The sequence below is a fragment of the Nostoc sp. DedSLP04 genome (genome assembly GCF_034530775.1).
Taxonomy (GTDB): domain Bacteria; phylum Cyanobacteriota; class Cyanobacteriia; order Cyanobacteriales; family Nostocaceae; genus Nostoc.
Genome location: NZ_JAVRCL010000004.1, coordinates 187,666 through 210,881 on the forward strand (window position 1 = coordinate 187,666; position 23,216 = coordinate 210,881).

Annotated in this window: 14 protein-coding genes; 11 read left to right on the plus strand and 3 right to left on the minus strand. The window is 41.2% G+C overall.

Annotated features, from left to right (window positions below; translation table 11 throughout):
* The 4 genes from RMX89_RS04135 to RMX89_RS04150 form a co-directional block, all read left to right on the plus strand.
* Nucleotides 1-340, plus strand: a 340-nt coding sequence (locus RMX89_RS04135; protein WP_322688019.1) for a tetratricopeptide repeat protein, incomplete at its 5' end; no start/stop codon positions are given.
* Nucleotides 341-598: 258 nt separating this feature from the next.
* On the plus strand, nt 599-994 hold the full coding sequence (locus tag RMX89_RS04140; RefSeq protein ID WP_322688020.1) for a hypothetical protein: 396 nt from the start codon (nt 599-601) through the stop codon (nt 992-994).
* Nucleotides 995-1,672: 678 nt separating this feature from the next.
* Entirely contained in the window at nt 1,673-2,014 is a 342-nt protein-coding gene (locus RMX89_RS04145) for an NINE protein (protein WP_322686020.1), read from the plus strand.
* Nucleotides 2,015-2,035: 21 nt separating this feature from the next.
* Nucleotides 2,036-2,740, plus strand: coding sequence for a helix-hairpin-helix domain-containing protein (locus RMX89_RS04150; protein ID WP_322688021.1), 705 nt, complete (start codon nt 2,036-2,038; stop codon nt 2,738-2,740).
* A 258-nt stretch (nt 2,741-2,998) separates the two neighbouring features.
* On the opposite strand, the gene RMX89_RS04155 is transcribed toward RMX89_RS04150, so the two are convergent.
* Entirely contained in the window at nt 2,999-5,629 is a 2,631-nt protein-coding gene (locus RMX89_RS04155) for an ATP-binding protein (protein WP_322688022.1), read from the minus strand.
* A 479-nt stretch (nt 5,630-6,108) separates the two neighbouring features.
* Here RMX89_RS04155 and RMX89_RS04160 point away from each other — a divergent pair, with 479 nt between their 5' ends.
* From RMX89_RS04160 to RMX89_RS04190, 7 genes are all read left to right on the plus strand, one after another.
* Nucleotides 6,109-8,361, plus strand: coding sequence for a glycoside hydrolase family 65 protein (locus RMX89_RS04160; protein ID WP_322688023.1), 2,253 nt, complete (start codon nt 6,109-6,111; stop codon nt 8,359-8,361).
* 282 nt (nt 8,362-8,643) lie between these two features.
* The gene (locus RMX89_RS04165; RefSeq protein ID WP_322688024.1) at nt 8,644-11,457 is read left to right on the plus strand and encodes an ATP-binding protein; all 2,814 of its coding nucleotides are present in this window, start codon (nt 8,644-8,646) and stop codon (nt 11,455-11,457) included.
* Between the two features lie 163 nt (nt 11,458-11,620).
* Nucleotides 11,621-15,274 (plus strand): leucine-rich repeat protein, encoded by a 3,654-nt coding sequence (locus tag RMX89_RS04170; RefSeq protein WP_322688025.1) that lies wholly within the window; start codon nt 11,621-11,623, stop codon nt 15,272-15,274.
* Between the two features lie 59 nt (nt 15,275-15,333).
* Nucleotides 15,334-17,436 carry a hydantoinase/oxoprolinase family protein gene (locus RMX89_RS04175; RefSeq protein WP_322688026.1) on the plus strand — a complete coding sequence of 701 codons (2,103 nt, stop codon included), beginning with the start codon at nt 15,334-15,336 and terminating at the stop codon, nt 17,434-17,436.
* A 259-nt stretch (nt 17,437-17,695) separates the two neighbouring features.
* Nucleotides 17,696-18,511, plus strand: coding sequence for an RNA methyltransferase (locus tag RMX89_RS04180; protein WP_322688027.1), 816 nt, complete (start codon nt 17,696-17,698; stop codon nt 18,509-18,511).
* Nucleotides 18,512-18,628: 117 nt separating this feature from the next.
* Entirely contained in the window at nt 18,629-20,215 is a 1,587-nt protein-coding gene (locus RMX89_RS04185; RefSeq protein ID WP_322672758.1) for a hydantoinase B/oxoprolinase family protein, read from the plus strand.
* 257 nt (nt 20,216-20,472) lie between these two features.
* Nucleotides 20,473-21,216 carry a peptidoglycan-binding domain-containing protein gene (locus RMX89_RS04190; RefSeq protein WP_322672759.1) on the plus strand — a complete coding sequence of 248 codons (744 nt, stop codon included), beginning with the start codon at nt 20,473-20,475 and terminating at the stop codon, nt 21,214-21,216.
* Nucleotides 21,217-21,583: 367 nt separating this feature from the next.
* On the opposite strand, the gene cobO is transcribed toward RMX89_RS04190, so the two are convergent.
* Nucleotides 21,584-22,261, minus strand: coding sequence for a cob(I)yrinic acid a,c-diamide adenosyltransferase (gene cobO / locus RMX89_RS04195; RefSeq protein ID WP_322672760.1), 678 nt, complete (start codon nt 22,259-22,261; stop codon nt 21,584-21,586).
* A gap of 340 nt (nt 22,262-22,601) precedes the next feature.
* Entirely contained in the window at nt 22,602-23,057 is a 456-nt protein-coding gene (locus tag RMX89_RS04200; RefSeq protein ID WP_322688028.1) for a GFA family protein, read from the minus strand.
* Nucleotides 23,058-23,216: the final 159 nt, after the last annotated feature.

Below are 23,216 nucleotides of genomic sequence, written 5' to 3' on the forward strand. Positions count from 1 at the left end.
CTACCGCGAGATTGGCGATCGCTTGGGTGAAGCTAATACATTACAAGCTATCGGCATCTTGCAAGAAAATTTGACTTTGGGTTTAGAGTATTGTCAGGCAGCGTTAGAACTGTATACCCAAATTGGTACTAAGTATAGCCAAAGCCGTAATTTGATTTACTTCACATCTGAAATTCTCTTAAAACTGGGACGGCAAAAAGAGGCTGTAGATGCGCTCAATCGCGCTATTGACATTGCTAGAGAGATTCCATATCAAATCTTTGTAGAAGATGCCACAGCTAAACTCCGAGAAATCCAAGAAAATCACGATTTTCATTCACAAAATCATGAGTTTCATTGACAAAATCATGATTTTCATTCACAAAATCATGAGTTTCATTCACAAAATCATGAGTTTCATTCACAAACTCACGATTTTCATTCACAAAATCACGAGTTTCGTTAACAAAATCATGATTTTCATTCACAAACTCATGATTTTTGCGCTAAATACTGAATTAACTGTTGTATTAAACACTAGTTTTTGAGGATTTTACTGAACTAAGATCCAGCTTTAGTGAGGCAAACTAGCTATAAAGCAGATAAAAAGGATATATTTATGTCGCGTCAAAAACGTACATACCGCGTTCTAGAAAAAGCTGAATTAAGAACGGCGGGACTTAAAGCCATAGATCCGACTATAGATTTTGGCGATGGGCGCAACTTAGAAAGCATGACACAATTAATTGAGCAATACCGTACCAAGATAGATGCTTATAATACTGCTCTAGCCACGATCGACTCTTCTAAAACTGAGATGGACGAATTGGAGAGAACTTTAAGCGATCTAACTGAGAAAATGCTCATTGGAGTTGCTTTTAAATACGGTAAAGATAGCCGTGAATATGAGATGGCGGGTGGTGTTCGCAAAAGCGATCGCATCCGTAAAAGCACAGCAACACGCTTGAAAACGACTTCAGAGGAAGCAAATACTAAGAGTGCTACAACTGTATAGAAGCGCCTCAGACTTAAGTCTGCACTATTGAAATAAAACCTGTTTTTAACAGCTTTTTAGGCACGAACAAGAGTTATGCAAAGTAGAATAAGAACTGCTAATCGCTGTCATGCTTGAATGTTGCATTGTTTTGTTGTCTAGAAAAGCAAAGAAAGCAAAACTTCAGTGATTTTTATGCTGTGCATTTTAACTTTAGTCATCAGAAACTTTACGTAAGTCTATTGATGTAACTATAAGCAAACTCGGTAAAATTCGTGAGGTTTAACAGATAGACATTAACTAAGATTAGCTTTAAATAGCAGTCAATATCTGTTAAACCAAACAAATTTGTTGTAATAACTGCTTAATTGTTGGTAAGCAACTATTGTTCAATATAACTTTATCTACTGATGAGCAACTTAAATAACGAAAGACTCAAACTTAAATTCGATCGGTTGCGTTTAATTCCATATCTAGCAATTGGTTCTCTGATTTTTTATTTCACTTCCAACCTAGATTTAAACTACATAGTTAAAGGATATTTAGTCTTAATGGAATCTCAGCTATGTATAATCGCTATTTATTTCTTGACGGACAAATTCACTAATAAACCAGATAAATAATCAAAGAAGGTCAAAAAATTGTGTTGTATTATATACCAACAGATATTTATTAGAGTTAATTAAGGAAATAAATGTTATGAAGACTAAATCTACAGCAATTATACTTTGCTTTTTTGGCGGCTGGCTGGGAATTCACAAATTCTATTTAGGAGAAAATGTAGCAGGTATTTTGTACTTATTGTTTTTTTGGACTTGTATTCCATCTTTAATAGCCTTTGTTGAATTCTTCGTCTTAGTTTTGATGTCAGATACCGAATTCAATACCAAGTATAATCAAGTTATCGCAAGCACAAGTGGAGCAGTCTCTGCAAAAGATGCAACCAGTGCGCTAGCTGATTTAAAAAATCTTTTTGATTCTGGGATAATTACCGCAGAAGAATATGAAGAAAAGCGCCAGAAGCTTCTGAAATCTTTGTAAATTAAAACTATTAATCGATTTATGATGTCACAATCTAAATCTTGGTTTCAACAAACTCCTGCTTGGGTATGGTTATCATTAATTCCGACATTGGGGGGATTTGCGATTGTCTATGCAGGTTATAAATCCAAGACAAAAACTTGGGTTGTTCTAGGGATTAGCATCTTTATTTTAGCTTTAGCTTTATCCGCTAATAGTTTAGCATTTGTGCCCTGGATAGCTCAAATTAGCATTGCCTTCTATCTCAAAAAATCTTATTTAATCAAAACTTATCCAAAGAATTTACCAATTCCCGAAGAACAAGAGTTAGCTAAGTTAGTTGCGAATACTCGTGAGAAAATAGATATTAATGAATGCTCAAAACATGAATTAGTTAACTATTTAGGACTACCGATAGTTTATGCAAATAACATCGAATCTCTAATGAATGAGGGATATGTTTTCACTCATGTAGAAGAGTTAATCGAAATAGCCGGAATTCCTGAAAAGCAAGTAGATCGAATTACACCACTGATTACTTTTAGATACAACTACAAAAAAGAAGCTGATTGTTCTTGGAAACGATTAAATACATATTCAACTGATGAATTAATTACCTGTGGATTAGATGGAGCGATCGCAGAGCAAATTGTTGTCGAAAGGCAGCAACGAGGTGAGTATAAATCCTTGATTGATGTGAAGCAGCGCACTGGATTACCGTTTAATACTTATCGTCATATCGCTTAGAGGATGTTTGAAAAGTCATGATCGATCTATCAAATATTTTTTACCTCACCCTAACTCTCCCCTTATAAAGCTACCGTTTACACACAAGTTAGAAATGATTGACAAATCCGAGTTTTACCCCACCCTAACCCTCCCCTTGTAAAGGGGAGGGAACCGGATTTTTTTGTTTTCCCCCAATATATCGGGGGGATTAAGGGGGGTAATAATTCGATTAAAATCACAACATACCACTTTTCAAACATCCTTTTAGACTCTCGATTATCTCGCTTTTTTCCAAGGAAGTTTCACAGTAAATCGACTACCTTTGCCTAACTGACTTTCGGCGTGGACAGTTCCACCATGTAACTCAACAATTTTTTGCACCATTACTAATCCTAAACCAGTACCCGGAGAACGAGGATTAGAAGTATTTTCAACTTGGACAAATGGTTGAAATAATTTAAATAAGTCATCGGAAAGCATCCCAATACCAGTATCTACCACGCTGATAAAGATATATTCATTGCTAGAACTTGGCTGGACTTCAATCCAGACTTCGCCTCCTTCTTTAGTAAACTTAATCGCGTTAGTTAACAAGTTGATAAATACTTGGCGAATGCGGGCTTCATCGACTTGGATGGGTTCGAGTTCTTCAGGAATTTGTGCCGTCAGCCGGATATTTTTCTGGAAGGCTAAATGTTTGACAAAAGTCAAGCAGAAGTCACATATTTCCTGAATCGAAGTAGCAGCTAGTTGCAGTTCGATCTTGCTGGATTCGGTATCGGTAAAGTCAAGGATTTGATTAATTAATTCTAGTAAGTTCTTACTGCTAGATTCGAGCATATTTAAAGACTGGCGCTGTTCTTCATTTACAGGGCCGTATACTTGCTCTTTGAGTGCCTCTGTGATTCCCATAATTGAGTTTAAAGGAGTCCTGAGATCGTAGTTAATGTTTCTTAAAAAGGTGCTTCTAGCACGATTTGCGACTTCAGCGATTTCTTTAGCCTCACGTAGAGCTGATTCTGCGCGTTTGCGATCGCCTACTTCTAAAGTTAGAGTGACAATTTCCGCGATCGCTCTAACGAAGTTTTCCTCGCTCTGTTCCCATTTCCGGGGAATATCAACCTGTTCGTACAATACTGTTCCTACCATTTTGCCCCCAACCCAAAGACTGGTATCAATTAGGGACACAATATTATTTGGTTCGAGCAATTTATCCGATAATTCTTGTACCCGTGGATCGGTGCGAGTGTCAGAGACGGCAATAGTACCAGAAGCTAATAGGGCTTTAAAGTAGATGAAATAATCTGCAACGTTGCGTTCTAAACCTGCTGAATGTTTCTGATTGCTACGTTCATAGAGACTTATACATTGTAGTTTGGTACGCTCGTCATTGAATAACCACACACTGACTCGCTCTACTTCTAAGGCATTGGCTGCTTTTTGGGCGATCGCTTTGAATGCTGTTTCTAAATTTCCTTCAAAAATCGCTTTGTGATTTGCCAATTCTGTAAGTACTTGATGATGCTGTCCCTGTTTTCGTTCGCTGTTAATGCGTTCTTCAACCTCGTGCTGTAATTCTTGAGTTCGCTGTTTAACTTGCAGTTCTAAATCCTCATTTTTGCTAATCAGTGCAGTAAAGGTTTTGCGTAAATCCTGCGCCACCTCATTTAAAAATCCACCCAGCACCTCTAATTCTTGAATACCTTGTACTTTCACCACTGAGTCGCTGTTGGTAAAATCAGTTAAATCTTTTGTCGCCCTGCTAAAGTACAAAATTGGTTGAGTAATCCACCGAGCGGTGGCAATTCCCAATATAATAGCTAGTCCCAACGCTCCTAAACAAAGAAAAATTGTAGTTTGAATGTTGCGATTAATTTGTCCCATAAAGTCTGCTTCTGGGACAGCCACTATTATCAACCAATTGACATTTTTTTCGCCCTCGAAGGGTCTAACTTCTAAAAATTGCCGTTTGCCTTCCAAGGAAAAATCTAGTTGCTGTAAACCTTGAATTTGGTCAAAGTTACTAAATTTAGTTGTTAAGTATTTAGCGGTTGCTTGAGTCAAAGAATTGCCGCTTTGAGAAGCTGCTAATCTAATCGGTTTACCATTTTGTAAGCGAAATGGTTCTTCGTTGGTAGAACTTGCAACTAATAGCCCCGATCGCTCGATAATAAAAATTTGCCCAGACTTGCCAACTTTGATGTTTTGCAGCAAATTCCCAATTTGTGATAAGTGAGTGAGAGTGCTGTTTACTCCGAGTAGTTCGCCTTGGGAATTATAAATGGGAAGAGAAGCACTAATTAAGAGCGTTGGTTCAGTGCGGGGTGTAAAAATCTGACTAAAGCTAAACTTTTTGGCGGTAACTGCTGTTTGATAATCAGGACGCGATCGCGCATCATAGTTTTTGATTACCTCTGGTAATTGAGTACGTTGACCTTGAGAATCAATTATGTAGGTGTAGAGGTCATACCCAGTTGACTTATCGGCTTTTCTGAGTAAAAATTGGCGATCGTTGAACTTTTCCACCGCTAAATATTCTTGCTCATTGCTTGCAGTTATTGCCAACGCATCTGGAAAAATCTTTAACTGCTCGATTAAGTATGACTCCCAGGTTGCCAGATTTTCTATCTTCAGCAACCCCATGTTAATAATATTTTGATTACTGCCTAGTATCTGACGCGGTGTTGCCAAGTAAGTTTGTAAATTCTGCTCGACTCGATTGGCAACTTCATGACGTAATTCGTTAACTACCTCATTGATTGCCTTTTGCCCGTTTCCGATTGACAAGTATGCAGTCAATCCCACAGCTAGCAAGATTTGTAGCACAAACAACGCTACCAAGATGCCACTTAGAGTTACGCCTTTAAACAGGGAAAAAACACTACCTTGCCCAGTATTTTTGTTCATCTGCGCACTCTCCCTTCCTGTCCTGTAGTACTGAGTACAACACCTCTAGTTTGCTGTCCTGTGGGCTTATGCATAGTTTGTACTCGGTCAGGTCAAGTGCCAATATACCACTTCTGGTAAAAGAACAAAACGTTACTTAACTGCACCTGTAGATTTTACCAGCCAAAATATGACTAACGTCCATCACAAAGACAAAGACGGCGATTCATCGCGTCTTGCCTTAACGATTCATCGCGTCTGGCCTTAATCGTAAATATCAAATAAATTGATGAAAAACTGAATCAATTCGTAACTAGTTGAGATTTATGAGTTATAACTGGCATTTTTAAATAAATCTAACTGTAGACAGATGAAAAGTGAAACGCTACTGTTATCAGAAGCGTATTTTTTGGCGTTCAGATTATCTTTAATCTCGGCGCTCAAGATTGCTCCTAATTTTACCGCATTCTACCCAGCCCAAGACATAGGTTTTATCACTCATGCTCAACGTGTCCACTTCCAATTCTCAGCAAAATCAGCAATTAATTGACAATACTGACTGGAACGTTATTGAAACGGAGTTTAACCCGGCGCAGTTGCATCACAAAGAAACTGTTTTCACTCTTGGTAATGGGTTGTTAGGAGTGCGGGGTACATTTGAAGAAGGATATCCCCAAGATTTTCCAGGCGTACTGATCCACGGTGTTTATGATGATGTGACAATTACTCATACCGAATTGGTAAACTGTCCCAACTGGCTGCCATTGGTGGTGAAAGTAGCAGGCGATCGCTTTAGTATGGACAGTGGTGAAATTCTCAACTACGAACGTCGGCTCGATTTACGCTTAGGTTTAGTTAGCCGTGATGTGCGGTGGCGTAGTCCTAATGGTCATACTCTAGATTTTCACTTCGAGCGTTTTACCAGTTTAGCAGACCAACACGTTTTGGCGATTCGCGCTCAAATTACATCGGTAGACTTTGAGGGTGAAATTACCGTTGAAGCCGGATTTGACAGCGAACCACATACCCAAGGCATCAAACATTGGCGAACCTTAAACCAAGGTGGCATAGATCAAATTATCTGGTTAAACAGTACAACTCTCCACTCAAATATTCAACTTGGGATGGCAGCTAAGTTAGTGGTAGATGGTGATGAAACTGCACCAGTGAGCGTCGAAAAGACTTCTACTTCTCCCACTTTGACAACTACCTTAGAGTTATATCCTGGAAAAACGGTAACTGTAGAAAAAATTGTCACCCTGTTTACTTCACGAGAGACAGAAATCCCCATTGCCACCGCCTTACAAAGACTTGCTGAGGAACCGAGATATACTACTTTATTGGCAGCTCACATTACTGCATGGGAGCAAGTGTGGCAAGACAGTGACATTATAATAGAAGGCGATCGCTTGGCTCAATTGAGCGTCCGTTACAATCTCTTCCAATTACTAGCTGTAACACCGCGTCACGACAATCGGGTAAGCATTCCTGCCAAAGCTCTCTCTGGTTTTGCTTATAGCGGACATATCTTTTGGGATACAGAAATATTCATCCTACCTTTCCTCACCTTAACTCAACCAGCTCTAGCGCGTAACTTGCTTACCTACCGTTACCACACCCTACCAGGAGCTAGACGCAAAGCTCAAGAAGCCGGTTATCAAGGAGCGATGTTTGCTTGGGAAAGTGCCACTACTGGCGATGAAGTAACTCCGCGTTGGGTTCCGGCTCCCAATGGTGAATTAATCCGCATCTGGTGCGGTGATATTGAAGTGCATATCACCGCAGATATCGCTTATGCAATTTTGCACTACTGGCAGTCTACCAACGATGATGACTGGATGCGAGATTATGGCGCCGAAATTATCCTTGATACGGCTGTTTTCTGGGAAAGTCGAGTGCAGTGGAACCAAGAGCGTCACAGTTATGACATCCTAGATATAATTGGCCCCGATGAATATCACGATCGCATCGATAATAATGCCTTCACCAATCTTATGGTACAGTGGCATTTGCAGTCAGCTTTGGCGCTGTGGGATTGGCTCAAACAAGCTTATCCTGAAACCTCAGCAGAACTAGTGCAAAAACTCAACTTAACTACAGAGCGTCTGCACCATTGGGCGGAAATCCAAGAGCGTTTATTTGTCAATGAAGATGCTAAAACAGGTTTAATTGAGCAATTTGAAGGCTTTTTCCAGCTAGAAGACGTTAACCTCGCTGATTACGAACCGCGCAGCAAATCCCTGCAAAGTTTGTTGGGAATTGAAGCTACAAACCAGAAGCAGATTCTCAAGCAGCCAGATGTGTTGATGCTCTTGTATTTATTGCGCGAACGTTATGACTATAACACCCTCGCCACCAACTGGGACTATTACAACCAGCGCACTGACCACAGTTATGGTTCTTCATTAGGCCCAGCCATTCATGCCATCTTAGCTTGCGACCTCAATCAACCAACTGAAGCCTATACGCATTTTATGCGATCGGCCTTGGTAGACTTAGATGATGTCAGACTGAACGCCGCCGAAGGAATTCACGCTGCCAGTGCTGGAGGAGTATGGCAAGCAGTAGTTTTCGGGTTTGCCGGTATTCGGATGACTCAATTTGGCCCCATTGCCTGTCCCAATCTACCACCTAACTGGACGCGTTTGAAGTTTCGCCTGCAATGGCGTAACGAGTGGTATGACTTCGATTTACAAGCCGAAACAGAAGTCAAAGTTCCTGCCTTGGCAGATACACACTCGACAATTGTCTAATAGACTTTTTGGATAAATCAATGAGCTTTCACCCTAAATCCCTCTCCCAACTTGGAAGAGAGGGACTTTGAAATTGGCTTGGCTCCCCTTCTCCCAAATTGGGAGAAGGGGTTGGGGGATGAGGGCAATAAACGCTAGTGTTGTGAAGTAAATTTTCTTTGATGATAGATGTCGTAACATTTAAGTATGATTCCATACAGAAAGTTTTTATTCTGAATATTTAAGAGATGGGAACTCTAGCTAATAAGCTTAATTAAAGTATCCCACCGAACACTGCTAATCATGTCCGATTTTGCTCATTCCACATTGGGCCAATCTTCTTCCCTTCGTTTGACTAGAAGCTTGAGTGCTGTTGAAAGTTGGGGCTTTGGTTTGACAGCTCATATTTCTTGGACAGCATTGGTTCCAGCGATTCATGCTGCTCTCGGTTCCCAAGCTATTTTTGTTTGGATACCTGCGGTGATTTTTGGAATGCTGCTTAACTATCAGGTAAAACGCTTAGGTTTGCATTTCATCAATGTAGCTGGAGGAACACCTAACTATGCTACCAAGCTACTGCATAACTACCCAAGACTAGCTCGCTATGCAGCAATTGGATACCTCCTCAACTGGGTTTCTTACCTGTCAGTGAATACAATCGTACTCAGAGATTTAATTAAAGTAAATTTAGAGACGCTGGGTATTACCTGTCCAGAAATATTTCTGGATATTAGCTTTACACTCTTGCCTTTTATTGTGGCATTTAGTGGGACTCGCGCCCTAAGTATTTTACATTTGTTTTTTGTAATTCCAGCCTTTGCACTGCTAATAACCTTCTGTATCCAAGGTCTTGGTTGGTTAGCGTTTTCTCCCGTTAGTCCTGGGTTTTTTCCTAACAGTTGGTCATCTTTGAGCTTCGTGGATTGGGCAAAGTGGTTCTTTTTCGTCACTTATGCAACCTACAGCTGTGAAACGGCTTCTTCCTTTGTCGCTGATAGCCGCCACCCCACCCAGACGCTACGGTTTCTAAACGTTGCCGCCTGGATGATGCCACTCATCTTTTTGGGAGGGTCTTGGGTAGTGATGCGGTTAGCAACAAATCCCAACCTTAAAGATAATGCTTTCCTAAATCTGGTGGCAGCTTCCCAGCCCTTTTGGGGAAGATTCGCTGGTGTAAGTGTTTCTTTTTTACTAGTAGCTGCAAGTCTTTTAGGTTCGGCAACAGTGGTTTCTAATTGCCCGCGAATTTTGTATCAACTGGCTTTAGATAAACACATTTCACCAGTATTTTCTGTTGTTTCACGTCGGGGTGTGTTTGTCCCTGCATTGACATTGACACTGGGATTGTGCTTAATCTATTTGATTTGGGGAGATGTAGCGCGAATCGTCGCTGTTGGTAACATCGGTTGGTTTGTCTCCTTTATGTTACTGCATCTGGGGCTTTGGCTTCGGCGCGATCGCCCCGAAGTTTTATTTCCTCGCATATCTCTGGCTATTCTGCTGTTAGAAGTTGTGGTGCTATTGGTGGGCGGATTTGCTTGGGGTTGGCTCAATTTGTTGATTGGGCTATTATTTCCCATTAGTGTTATAGGAATAGATGCGGTAATTCGCCGTGTGAATTTCCCTGCTTTGCATCCTGATTGGTGGATGCGGCGATATCGCACGCGCCCTGTAGTAATTATCAAAGATTCAGTAATTCTTCAGGTGAGCATCCTGATTTTTTTACTGTGCAGCGCCGTGGCAGTTGGCTGGTTATTTGGCGTCAAACTCAATAAAGTGGCGACTGCGGGCGGTGAGAATATATTTGTGGTGCTACTGATGAGCGTGGCATTTGTGGGAGTAGCGATCGCTTGTTGGACAAGTTTACCGCAAGTGGTAGCGATCGCAGAAGCAAGAGTTGCTGCCGAACACCTCTTTACAGTCGCCCAGGATGGTATTTTAGTAGTAGACGATCGAGGCATTATCCGCCAAGCTAACCCAGCCACCGAATCGTTCTTTGGTGTCAACCCATCTGAGTTACGGGGAAATCACCTGAACAAATGGCTACCCGCATTAGTCTACTATCCAGAGCAGTGGACAAAGCGTAGCGAACAAATTTTAATCGGCAATGGGAAAAACAGAACTCTAGAAGTTTCCATCTCTGACCGACCCCATCGGGATTTTCAAGAATATGTTGTGATTCTCCACGACATTACCCAGCGCAAACAAGCAGAACAGATATTACGATACTCAGAAGCACAATTGCGCCAAGAGGCAAAGCAGCTAGTATCTCAACTGGTGCATAGTGAAAAAATGTCGAGTTTGGGACAGTTGGTAGCAGGTGTAGCGCACGAAATCAATAACCCAATCAATTTTATTTCTGGCAATGTCGGCTATGCCAATCAATATATCCAAGATTTATTAAGATTGCTGCAATTATACCAGAAAAACTATCCTAATCCAGTAAAGGAAATTCAACAAGAAATAGAAGCGATCGACTTAGATTTTTTGATTGCAGACTTGCCCAACTTGCTAACTTCTATGACAGTTGGTGCAGAAAGAATCACAGAAATTGTCTTATCTCTGCGAAACTTTTCTCGGTTAGATAACGCAGAGATGAAAGCTGTGAATATCCATGAAGGTATAGATAATACATTGATGATTCTGGAACATCGCCTCAAACCTAAATCTTCTAACAATCTAGCAATTGAGGTGATTAAAGAGTATGGCGACCTGCCATTAGTAGAATGTTATGCTGGACAACTGAATCAAGTATTTATGAATCTTCTCGCAAATGCGATCGATGCTTTAGAAGAGGCAGTGGAAAACGGTGAATGGGAAGTAAGGGAAGAAACGCTCTCTACTCCTCAGATAAGCATTCAGACTAAACTCACTAGCGAAAATCAGGTAGTTATTCGTATTGGCGACAATGGTATAGGCATTCCCGAAAAGGTACAAAAACAATTATTTGAACCATTTTTTACGACTAAACCAGTTAATAAAGGTACTGGGTTAGGTTTATCTATTAGTCATCAGATTATCACCCAAAAACATCAGGGAAAATTAGAATGTATTTCTGCTCCTGGAAAGGGAACAGAATTTATAATCGTAATTCCGCTCAATCAGCAAGCTATCTAATTGTCAACATCATCTGGCGTGGTTAAATTTTCACCTTTGGCGTTGCTTGCTATTTATTAGAATGTTAGGCTGAGATTTTCTGGCTAAACCACCTGTATCGGCTGTTACCTAGAAAAAGTCTGGCTATTACTCTGATTTTGGTAGTGAGAGAAAGGATTTGGTCATGGTAAGAGATAAGGCTTATCGGAAAGCAGAGCAGCGTATTAAACAGGCGAGGCGACAGGGATCAATAAAACTCGATCTCAGCAACATGGAACTCACTGAAGTGCCAGAGGCGATCGCATCCCTGAACCAGTTGCAACAGCTTGACCTCTCCGGTAACGAACTGATGGAACTGCCAGAGGCGATCGCATTCCTGACTCAGTTGCAACAGCTTGACCTCTCCAGAAACCAATTCACTGAGATAACAGAAGCGATTGCATCCCTGACTCAGTTGCAACAGCTTGACCTCTCCAAAAACCAATTGATCCAATTGCCAGAGGCGATCGCATCCCTAACCCAGTTGCAACAGCTTGACCTCTCGGACAACGAACTGACAGAACTGCCAAAGATGATCGCATCCTTGACCCAGTTACAAACGTTTGACCTCTGTGATAACCAATTGACCCAATTGCCAGAGGCGATCGCATCCCTGACTCAGTTGCAAACGCTTTACCTCTCCAACAACCAATTGACCCAATTGCCAGAGGCGATCGCATCCCTGACTCAGTTGCAAACGCTTTACCTCTCCAACAACCAATTGACCCAATTGCCAGAGGCGATCGCATCCCTGACTCAGTTGCAACAGCTTGACCTCTCCAACAACGAACTGAGCGCACTACCAGAGGCGATCACATTCCTGACCCAGTTGCAAAATCTTGACCTCTCCAACAACCAATTAACGGAACTGCCGGAGGCAATTGGTTCGCTCACTCAGTTACAATCGCTTGACCTGATGGCGAACCAACTAACAACATTGCCGAGAAGCTCCTTTAAATTAAATAATTTACAAAGACTCCAGTTAGGTGAGAATTTATTAAATGAATTTCCTAAAGTACTGCATAAACTCAAACAGATAAAAGAACTCGTGATATGGGGAAACAAATTGCATGAAATCCCTGACTGGATTAACGAATTGCAATCTCTTAGATTTTTAATCCTCACGGATAATCACCTTACACATCTTCCCGCCTCAATAGGGGATTTAAAAGGCTTACTGAAACTTCACTTCGGTCATATTGGCGTAGGAGGCAATCCACTTAAAGAATTGCCCGCATTTGTAAGGCTTTTGACAAACCTTGAAGAGCTTGAGATGCATTCGTGTCAGTTAACTTTATTACCTGCTTGGCTCGCTGAACTTACTAATCTAAAAAGGCTTGATCTTTCTCAAAACCATTTGACTGATCTCCCGACATCTTTGGGAGAACTCTCTCATTTAAAAGAATTTGACCTCAACGATAATCCCCTCAACCCTGATCTCGCTGCCGCCTACGAACAAGGCACTGAAGCTGTCTTGCAATACCTACAGGCAAAGGCAGAAGCGCAGGTAACATTAAACGAAGCCAAGCTGATTCTAATTGGTGAGGGTGAGGTGGGCAAGAGTTGTCTTTTGGGGGCACTGCGGGTAGATGAATGGGTGGAGGGTCGCCCCACAACTCACGGGATTGAGATTAAACCTGTAATCGTCATCGATACCAACAGTGGCACAGAAATCACGTTGAATGGTTGGGATTTTGGCGGTCAACGAGTTTATCGACCGACGCACCAGTTGTTTTTCAGTGCGCCAGCCGTGTATCTAGTGGTGTGGAAACCACGAGAAGGCCCCCAGCAAGGCTTTGTCAAAGAGTGGATTACGCTGATCAAAAATCGAGAACCAGATGCAAAGGTGTTGGTCGTCGCAACCCACGGCGGCCCCGGACAGCGACAACCAGATATTGACAGACAAGAAATTCTAGATCAATTCGGCAAAGATACGGTAATCGATTTCTTCCATGTAGACAGCAAACCTAACCAGGATACAACGCATTGCACTGGGCTGGCAGAATTAAAAGATACTATTGCTCGTGTCGCTGCATCTCTTCCTGAAATGGGGCGTTCCGTTCCAGCAAAGTGGCAGCGGGTTCGGGAAACCTTACAGACAAGTGACAAAGCCTATCTCCCCTACAATGATGTCATTGCCATCTGCGCTGAACAGGGAATCGATGAGGAGCAAGCAGAACTATTCCTTCGCATCTCCCATACACTAGGGCATTTTATCCATTATCATTACGACCCAACACTAGGCGATATCGTCATCCTTAAACCCGACTGGCTAGCAAAAGCGATCAGCTTTGTGCTAGATGATGAAATGACACGCAAACGCAACGGTTTGGTCGAATTTCAGCATCTCAGTCAGTTGTGGAGCCATCCACCATTTGCAGGCGAAGAAGGCTACCCCTCAAAATTGCATCCAATCTTTCTGCGGCTGATGGAACGCTTTGATCTATCCTACAAAGTGGTATTTGATCGGTCAGAAACTAGCAATACCAGCCTGATTGCTCAACTCGTTCCCGATACACGCCCGGAGCCATTACCCAATTGGGGAGAGCAACCGGAAACTGGAGATAGACAACAGGTGCAAATCTGCCGCATTGTGGACAGTCGCGGACAGTTTGCAGTAGCAGAAGGATTATTTTACCAGTTGATTGTTCGGTTGCACAAATACTCACTAGGGCGGACTAATTACGAAAACAGCATTCACTGGCAACGCGGCTTAATGCTTGACAATGATTACAATGGTCGGGCATTGCTGGAATATGTTGGCACTGATGTAAAAATCACGGTGCGGGCAGCTTATCCTGAAAGGTTCCTATCCTATCTTACAGAAGAGATTAAATGGCTAGTCGAAAATTTCTGGGAAGGGTTGCGTTGTAATGTGATGGTTCCCTGCATTGCACCTTGCAGCATGAATGCACCTGGAAGCGGACTGTTTGAGGTACAAAAACTAATTGAAAGCAAAAAGAAAAATCGTCATGAATTCCCGTGTCCCATTTCCGGGTGTGGTGAATGGCAAAACATAGATCAACTGCTGAATAATGCGCCAACTGCTCAACCTCCATCCCAAGAAATTGGCATTGAGCAATTCCGATACATTGTGAAAGACGAGTTAAATGTCATCCGCAAAGATTTGGTTATGTACGATCGCCTAGATCAAGCACGCTTTCAGGTATTATCTCAGGAGCAGCGCACCATTTTAAGCCAAGTCGATCAGCAGTTTGCAGAACTAATGCAGATGCTCACCGATGAAGCAAAAGACGGCCCGCGCCTGTTCAGCTTTAAGCCTATCGATCCGAAATTTTTCGATCGCCCCAAATGGATTAGTGCCAAATTTCAACTCACCCTCTGGTGCGAACACGCACGTCAGCCACTTCCAGCCTTAAATCCCAACGACAAGAAAAAGGGAGTTTATGAATTAGACTTGCCGCGTGACTGGTTCACCAAGGCAGTTCCCTATCTCAGAATTTTGACCGGAACTTTGAGCTTAGTCTTACCTGTGGCAGGTTCGGCAACTAAATTTATACTGGATGATACCACCTACAAAGCCATTGAAGAACAACTCGATTTAGGACAGAAAAGCATCGAGTCTACTTTAAAAGGAAGTGATATGGCTTTGGCTGGAAAGTCCAAGAGCGATGCCTCCTTCTTGGAAGGCGATGCAATCCGCGCTCAAGGCTCGATTTTGCGAGAATTACACGCCTTATTAAAAGAGAAAGATCCTAGTTTTGGTGGTCTAGTGCGGGTGCAAAACAAACGCCGTGAATTTCTTTGGGTTCATCCTCAATTTGTAGATGAATATTAATTGACAACGGATATTAGAGCTATTTCGTAATTTCTCATGATTCTACAGGAAACAGAGTAATGTTGAAGGTTTTTGCTGACCGAGGTGGTACATTCACAGATATTGTTGCTGTTACTAATAATCAACTAATTATCGATAGACTTTCAAAACATCCCGAACGTTTTTTAATTGTCCCTCTGCCTAATCAGCAATGGATTATAGTCTACAAACTACTTTCAGAAAATCCCGAACAATATGAAGATGCAGCCATCCAAGGTATTCGAGATATCATGGGTATTGCTAGCAACGAACTCATTCCTGCTGAAGCCATAGAAGTGGTAAAAATGGGGACAACAGTAGCAACAAATGCTCTGTTAGAAAGAAAGGGAGACAGGGTTGTTCTTCTGATCACCAAAGGGTTTAAAGATGCGCTGCGAATTGGCTACCAAAACCGTCCTAACATCTTTGCTCGCCAGATAATTTTACCAACGATGCTTTACGAACAGGTGATTGAGATAGATGAACGTTATGATGCTAAGGGAAATGAATTAATCCCCATAAATATTGAACAAGTCAAAAGTGACTTACAAGCAGTTTACCATACAGGAATTCGGAGTTGTGCTATTGTTTTTATGCACAGCGATCGCTATCCCGAACACGAGCAACAAATAGCCCAGCTTGCCCAAGAAATCGGCTTTACTCAAATTTCCGTATCTCATCGAGTTAGTCCTTTGATGAAGTTGGTTAGCCGGGGAGATACAACAGTAGTAGATGCTTATCTAACTCCTATTCTGCGCCGCTACGTTAACCAAGTAGCGAGTCAGCTACCCGGAGTAAAATTAATGTTCATGAAATCTGACGGCGGTTTAGTCGCAGCCGAACAATTTCAAGGAAAGGATAGTATTTTAAGCGGCCCGGCTGGCGGTATTGTCGGTGCAGTTCAAACTAGTAAAAGAGCAGGTTTTGAGTTAGTTATTACCTTTGATATGGGAGGGACAAGTACAGATGTTGCCCACTTTAAAGGAGAGTATGAACGACAACTAGATTCAGAAATAGCTGGGGCGCGAATGCGAGTTCCTGTATTAGCAATTAATACCATTGCTGCTGGTGGTGGTTCAGTTCTGTTTTTTGATGGTTCTAGTTATCGTGTCGGCCCTAAATCTGCTGGTTCAAATCCTGGGCCTGCTTGTTATCGACGTGGCGGGCCATTAGCGGTTACTGATGCCAATGTAATGTTAGGTAAAATTCACCCACAATATTTTCCTTCAGTTTTTGGCATTGATGGTAATTTACCTTTAGATAAAGATATTGTTATTCAAAAATTTACCCAATTAACCCAAGACATTCAAGCCGCTACATTAAATCATTGTACTCCCGAACAAGTAGCCGCAGGATTTATTGCGATCGCAGTGGAAAATATGGCGAATGCAATAAAAAAAATCAGTCTGCAACGCGGTTATGATGTCAGCCAATATGTACTTTGTTGTTTTGGCGGTGCAGGTGGGCAAGTTGCTTGTTTAATTGCCAATACCTTGGGAATGAAAAAAATATTTCTACATCCTTATGCTGGAGTTCTCTCAGCTTACGGAATGGGATTAGCTGATGTGCGGGCGATTAGAGAAGCAGGAGTAGAACAGCCTTTAGCTCAAGCATTAATTCTTAAATTAGAGCAGTTAATGAAATATTTAGAAACTCAAGCTAGAAGTGAAATAAATGAAACAGATAGTCAATTAGAAGTAATCCGAAAAGCTAACTTAAAATATGAGGGTACTAACTCTATCCTGACCGTTAATTTTGCCAATAAAGTAGTAGTAATACAGCAAGATTTTGAGGTTGAACATCAATCCCGCTATGGTTTCATTCAATTAGAAAAAAGCTTAATTGTAGAATCTGCTTCAGTGGAAGTAATTCAAAAAATGGATCCTCCTGAAGAACCTTTAATTATTCGTACCCGTTCTCTAGATGAAGCCCCTGTCTCTGTTGAGACAGTCAGGATGTTTACTGCTGATAGATGGCATAATGCTCCTATTTATCGACGGGAAGATTTACAACCAGAAGATAGTATTAATGGCCCTGCAATTATTATCGAAAAAATTAGCACGATTGTAGTTGAACCAAACTGGGAAGCAAGATTAACTGAACGTAATCATTTAATTTTGCAACGTCTTATAGAGATTATATAAAGATTTATGATTTAATTTCATTAACCGAAAATACTAAGTTTCAGTAAATTATTCGGAGATTTTCAATGTTAAATTTTTCTTCTCTTCCTTTGGAAATCCGCCAGCTTTGTCTAGATAGAAAGTTAAATACACCTGACTTAGAATAAATATGTGCTAATATCGATCGCAGTGAAGTTGATGTCTGCGGTATAGTTTCCGCAATGTCTCATGCTAATTCAAGTTTTTTATCTAGAGAGCCAAGTAGCTCTGCTGAAGGAGGATGGCTGGTGTTAATAGTTCCAGCCATGAACGGTTAGATGTTGAGGCTACGCTAACCGAAGTTAAAAGGCTCCAATTTGACCGCGCACATCGTAACGCCTCTGGATTATTCTATATCGAAGGTGTGCGTAACTTTGTCAAGGTAATTGACAACGGTTTTGATATTTTAGCGATCGCGTTTAGTGAGAAACTGCTCACAGCACCTTTAGCACGGAAACTAGTTCGGCAATCTCGGCGTTCTGGTATTCCTTGCATCAGCCTTACACCCGAACAGTTTCGACGTATTTCTCAAAGTGAACGTGCTTCTGGAGTTGGTGCAATTGTTCGTCAGCGTTGGTTCAAGCTGCGTGATATCTCGCCACAACCTGATTTGTGCTGGGTGGCTGTTGAAACTGTTCGCTCACCAGGAAACCTCGGAACCTTGATTCGCACATCAGAAGCCGTTGGCGGTGCTGGGTTTATTTTTATCAAAGATAGCGTAGATCCCTTTGCTCCCGATGTTATTCGGGCATCTATGGGTTCGCTCTTTAACCAGAAGTTTGTACGCACAAGCTTTTCTGCGCTCCGTAACTGGGTACAGAACCACCACTGTCCTGTTATTGGTGCTTCACCAGATGGGATGTCTGAATTTCATCAGTTTAATTATCCCAATTCTACTCTTCTTTTCCTGGGCGAGGAGCGCCAAGGTCTAACCCCAGAACAGCGAGACTTATGCCAGCATCTTGTTCGGATTCCGATGGTAGGTGCGGTTGACTCCCTCAATCTTGCTGTAGCAGGTAGCCTCTTAATGTATGAGGTTTATAGGTCGAGAACATAATGTGTGAAGTGACACCCAACATCAATCAATTTTTGTGTTGGGTTGCACTTTTCTTAACTCAACTTACATCAGCAAATGTTAAGTAATTCATTGAATTTAAACAAATAGAAATTAAAAATGCACAGAACATCTCAACCCGATCCTGTTCGCTTAGAAATCTTTAAAAATCTCTATCAATTTATCGCCGAACAAATGGGAATTGTGTTGCAAAACACCGCTACATCAGTGAATATCAAAGAAAGGCTGGATTTCTCCTGCGCAATTTTTGACTCATCAGGATTATTAGTAGCAAATGCCCCACATATTCCTGTACATTTAGGCTCAATGAGTGAAAGTGTCCGCAGTTTAATTAACGATAAAGGCGACACCCTAAAACCGGGAAATGTTTATCTATCTAATAACCCCTATAACGGCGGAACCCACCTTCCTGATGTCACTGCAATTACCCCTGTTTTTTTGGAAAATAGTGAAAATAATCCATGCCCCATGCCCAATGACCAATGCCCAATGCCTTTATTTTTTGTTGCTTCTCGCGGACATCAAGCAGATATTGGTGGAATTACTCCCGGTTCTATGCCTCCCCACAGTACCACAGTAGAAGAAGAAGGAATTCTCTTTGATAATTTCCTCTTGGTCGAAGAGGGAAATTTTCAAGAAACCACAGTCAGACAGCACCTTGCAAATCATACTTATCCTGCTCGTAACCCTGACCAAAATATCGCTGATTTTAAAGCCCAAATTGCTGCAAATGAACGGGGAGTTCAAGAACTTTGTAAAATGGTTTTACAATACGGAATTGACACTGTTCAAGCTTATATGACATTTGTGCAAGCTAATGCTGAGGAGTCTGTTAGGCGTGCGATCGCAGTTCTCAAGGATGGCTCATTTACTTATAAAATGGATGATGGGGTGCAAATTAAAGTTAAAGTAACCATCTACCCAGAAAACCGCAGTGCTACTATTGATTTTACTGGAACTTCTTGGCAGCTTAATAGTAATTTTAATGCTCCTAAAGCTGTAACTCAAGCAGCAGTTTTATATGTTTTCCGTACTTTAGTTGATGATAATATTCCTCTGAATGCTGGGTGTCTTAATCCTTTAGAAATTATTATCCCAGTTGGCTGTATGCTCAACCCAACCTATCCAGCCGCAGTAGTCGCGGGTAATGTCGAAACTTCTCAAACTATTGTGGATGCTTTATATGGTGCTTTGGGTGTTATGGCTGCTTCTCAAGGAACGATGAATAATTTTACTTTTGGTAATGAGCAATATCAATATTATGAAACTATCTGCGGTGGCTCTGGCGCGGGGATTAATTTTAATGGTACTGATGGTGTTCATTCTCACATGACTAACTCTCGTTTGACCGATCCAGAAGTTTTAGAAACTCGTTATCCTGTACTTTTAGAAAGCTTTAGTCTTCGTCCCGATAGCGGTGGCAAAGGAAAATATTCGGGTGGTAATGGAGTTGTCCGCCGCATTCGATTTCTTGAACCGATGACAGCTAATATTCTCTCTGGCCATCGGGTTGTTTCTCCCTTTGGATTAAATGATGGGGAGGCAGGAAAAGTAGGACGAAACTGGATACAACGTCAGAATGGAATTGAAGAGAATTTAGACAGCACAGCAACGGTAGAAATGAAAACTGGGGATGTTTTTGTGATAGAAACTCCTGGTGGCGGTGGTTTTGGTAAATGCCAGTGAAGAAGGCAGGAGGCAGCACTTCGGCTCCTTTCGACTTCTCTACGAGACGCTACGCTCAAGCAAGTCGTCTTTCTTTTTCACTATCTGTAGTCGCACACGTCTAACGTCTCAAAGAATTGCAGCTTGTCGTCACACTTTGCTTATCCTTTGGAACGCCTTGCAAACAAGAAATGTTAGATTTATTTATTTCTACTTACCTAATTTTTGTAAAACAAGATACATTAAATGGTAGTTTAATCGCAAAGGAACCAAAAAGCATGGCCGTTAGTAGCCCTGAAGTCATCCGTCACATATTGATCGGATTGGGATATTTAGCTCCTGAAATTGATCCTAAGCCGGATCTCACTAAATTTGCTCCCTGGAAGCGGAATAACAACTCCTTGACAGACGATCCTACTGAAGAAGCTATTAAAAAGTTTCAGAAACAGTACTCACAAAAACTTGTGGTTAATGGTAATGCTGATGCAGAGACTCGAACTGTCATGGAAGAAACAGTCATCGGGCTTCAAAACAGATTGAAGTTTCATGGTTTTGCAACCAATGCTGAAATTCCTCCAAACAAGCCTTTTTATGGCCCGGCTACTTATACAGCAGTCAAAAAATTTCAGAAATCTCAGGGTTTAACTGAAAATGGTATTGCTACTATTGAACAGCGTCAAATTCTACAGCAATCTAGTCTGACAGATAAGCCCCAGACTCCGCCTCAGTCACAACTAAAGCTGAGAGATTTATGCTTTCAATTCCAAAAGAATCCTCAAAATCCTTCTTACATTGCAGCGTTAAATAACTTACAACAAAATCTACCCAAGGACGTTTTACACAAAGTTACTAACAAATGGAGGGGGACAAACGATCAAAATCCTGAGATTGTCAAGCTGACGAATCTGTTTACTTATTATGATGACAATAATGCAAATCATCGTGATGCACTAAATCACTTACAAAGTCAGATTACCCCAGCCATCTCTCAAGCATTTTTAAGCCTTTGGAATAAGAAGTAACAAATGGGACTGATAGCAGAAGTCTGAATTCAGAATTCAGAATGGGCTACGCCCCGCTGCGCTAACAGAAGCAAAATACGCTTTCTACCTAGATAACAGATTTAGCTTGTGTACCTCATCAACTTGAAATCTGCTTTTTTACATCTGATACCAATTCAAAAAATGTTTACGACAGATAAGCCCACCCACGCTGACGCGCACCCCTTAGTAAGGGCAGGGTTGGTGATATATATCATCTATGTGTTGCATTCTTTTTTCAAATTGGTATGACATATGAGAATTAAAAACCAGGTTTCTAATCTCTGCTGAGTAGGAAACCTGTTTTTTAATAATTCTGAATTCTAAGTTCTGAATTCTGAATTCTGATTTAATATTCAATTCCCGGTTGTGCTTTTACACCTTGATCGCGGAAAGGGTGCTTAACTAGAGTCATTTCAGTTACTAAGTCAGCACGCTCAATTAAAGCAGGTGGTGCGCCTCTACCTGTGAGAATAACGTGTTTGTTAGCGGGTTTTTGCGCCAAACCTGCTAAAACGTCTTCTACTGGTAAGTAAGCCATTTTGAGGGCGATATTGATTTCGTCTAACAACACTAGATGAAAGTCTGGGTTGCGAATGTATTCTAACGATTTTTCCCAGGCGGCGCTAGCTTTGTCAAGATCGCGATCGCGGTCTTGAGTTTCCCAGGTAAAGCCTTCGCCCATTGCGTGAAATTCTATTTGGTCTTCCCAATAGCTGAAAACCCTTTTTTCGGAAGGTTCCCAGCTACCTTTGATGAATTGGACGATCGCTACTTTATACCCATGACCGAGCGATCGCAACACCATCCCCAAAGCCGCAGTGGTTTTACCCTTACCGTTACCAGTATTTACAATAATTAATCCTTTTTCTGGTACAGCTTCTGCTATGCGCTTGTCTTGCACTTCTTTGCGTCGCTGCATTTTTTTCCGGTACTGTTCATCAGTCAGAGATGAAGACATTACCTCATCAATTAAGCGCCCAATTTCTTGGTCTGGGTTCAATTCTGGTGGTGTATCGTTTTTCATCAAGCTTGTCTAGAAATAACTGTTAAAAGTGTTGAAAATGAACCAAAATCGTCTTAATTATCGAATTTCACTTACATTACTTGATTGGAAATGTCCAGTAAGCTTTCATATGAAATATTAATAGTGTGTTAGCTTTATTAATAATTTGCACACAGGTGGAACTATATATGATACACAAGCTGAACTTATAATTTGAGTTTACTATTACTGTTTTAAATAATCTAATATGTTCATTAAAGTATTTTACCAGTAAAATTTTATTATTATGTTCTTTAGGACAATGATAAGTTAGATACTCTAAGTATCATAAGTATGATATCTAATATCAGAACTTCTGCCTTTATGGATGTTCTTGTTTCCATTTTTCCCATAAAGCCTGCGTATCCTCTGGTTGCCCGTCATAGTTGAGCAATTGGTCTGAAATTATCACCCATGACTGGGCACTGCGTGTCCAAATATTACCCACTGGGCGTAACCAACTTGTATCATCTAAGGTTCCAGCTTTGACATTGATAGTATTTGAATTGTAAGTCCGTTCATGGAACAATCGCGTTCCGCAGTCGCCACAAAACAGGTTATTTACTTCACGTCCGGTATCATTTTTCCGAGTCCAAGCTTTCGGTTTTCCCTGAACAATTACAAAAGTATCTCGTAGTACTGTAAGGGACATACCAAAGGCACTAGACGATTGTTTTTGACACTCTTTACAATGACATAGGTAAAGTGTTAATGGTTCGGTATGAATTTCATAACGAATCTGTCCACATTGACAACCTCCAGTATATGGAAGACTCACAGTTTTTATCTCCTAAGAATTTGTATTGTTTTATTGTAACTAAAACTACTTCAGTATAAAAGCGGATTTTATTAAACACAAATAGAAGACATCTGAACATGAATATACCCCTCTTCTGTCACTTTCCGACATAAGCAAGTAGTAAATAACTGAAATTAT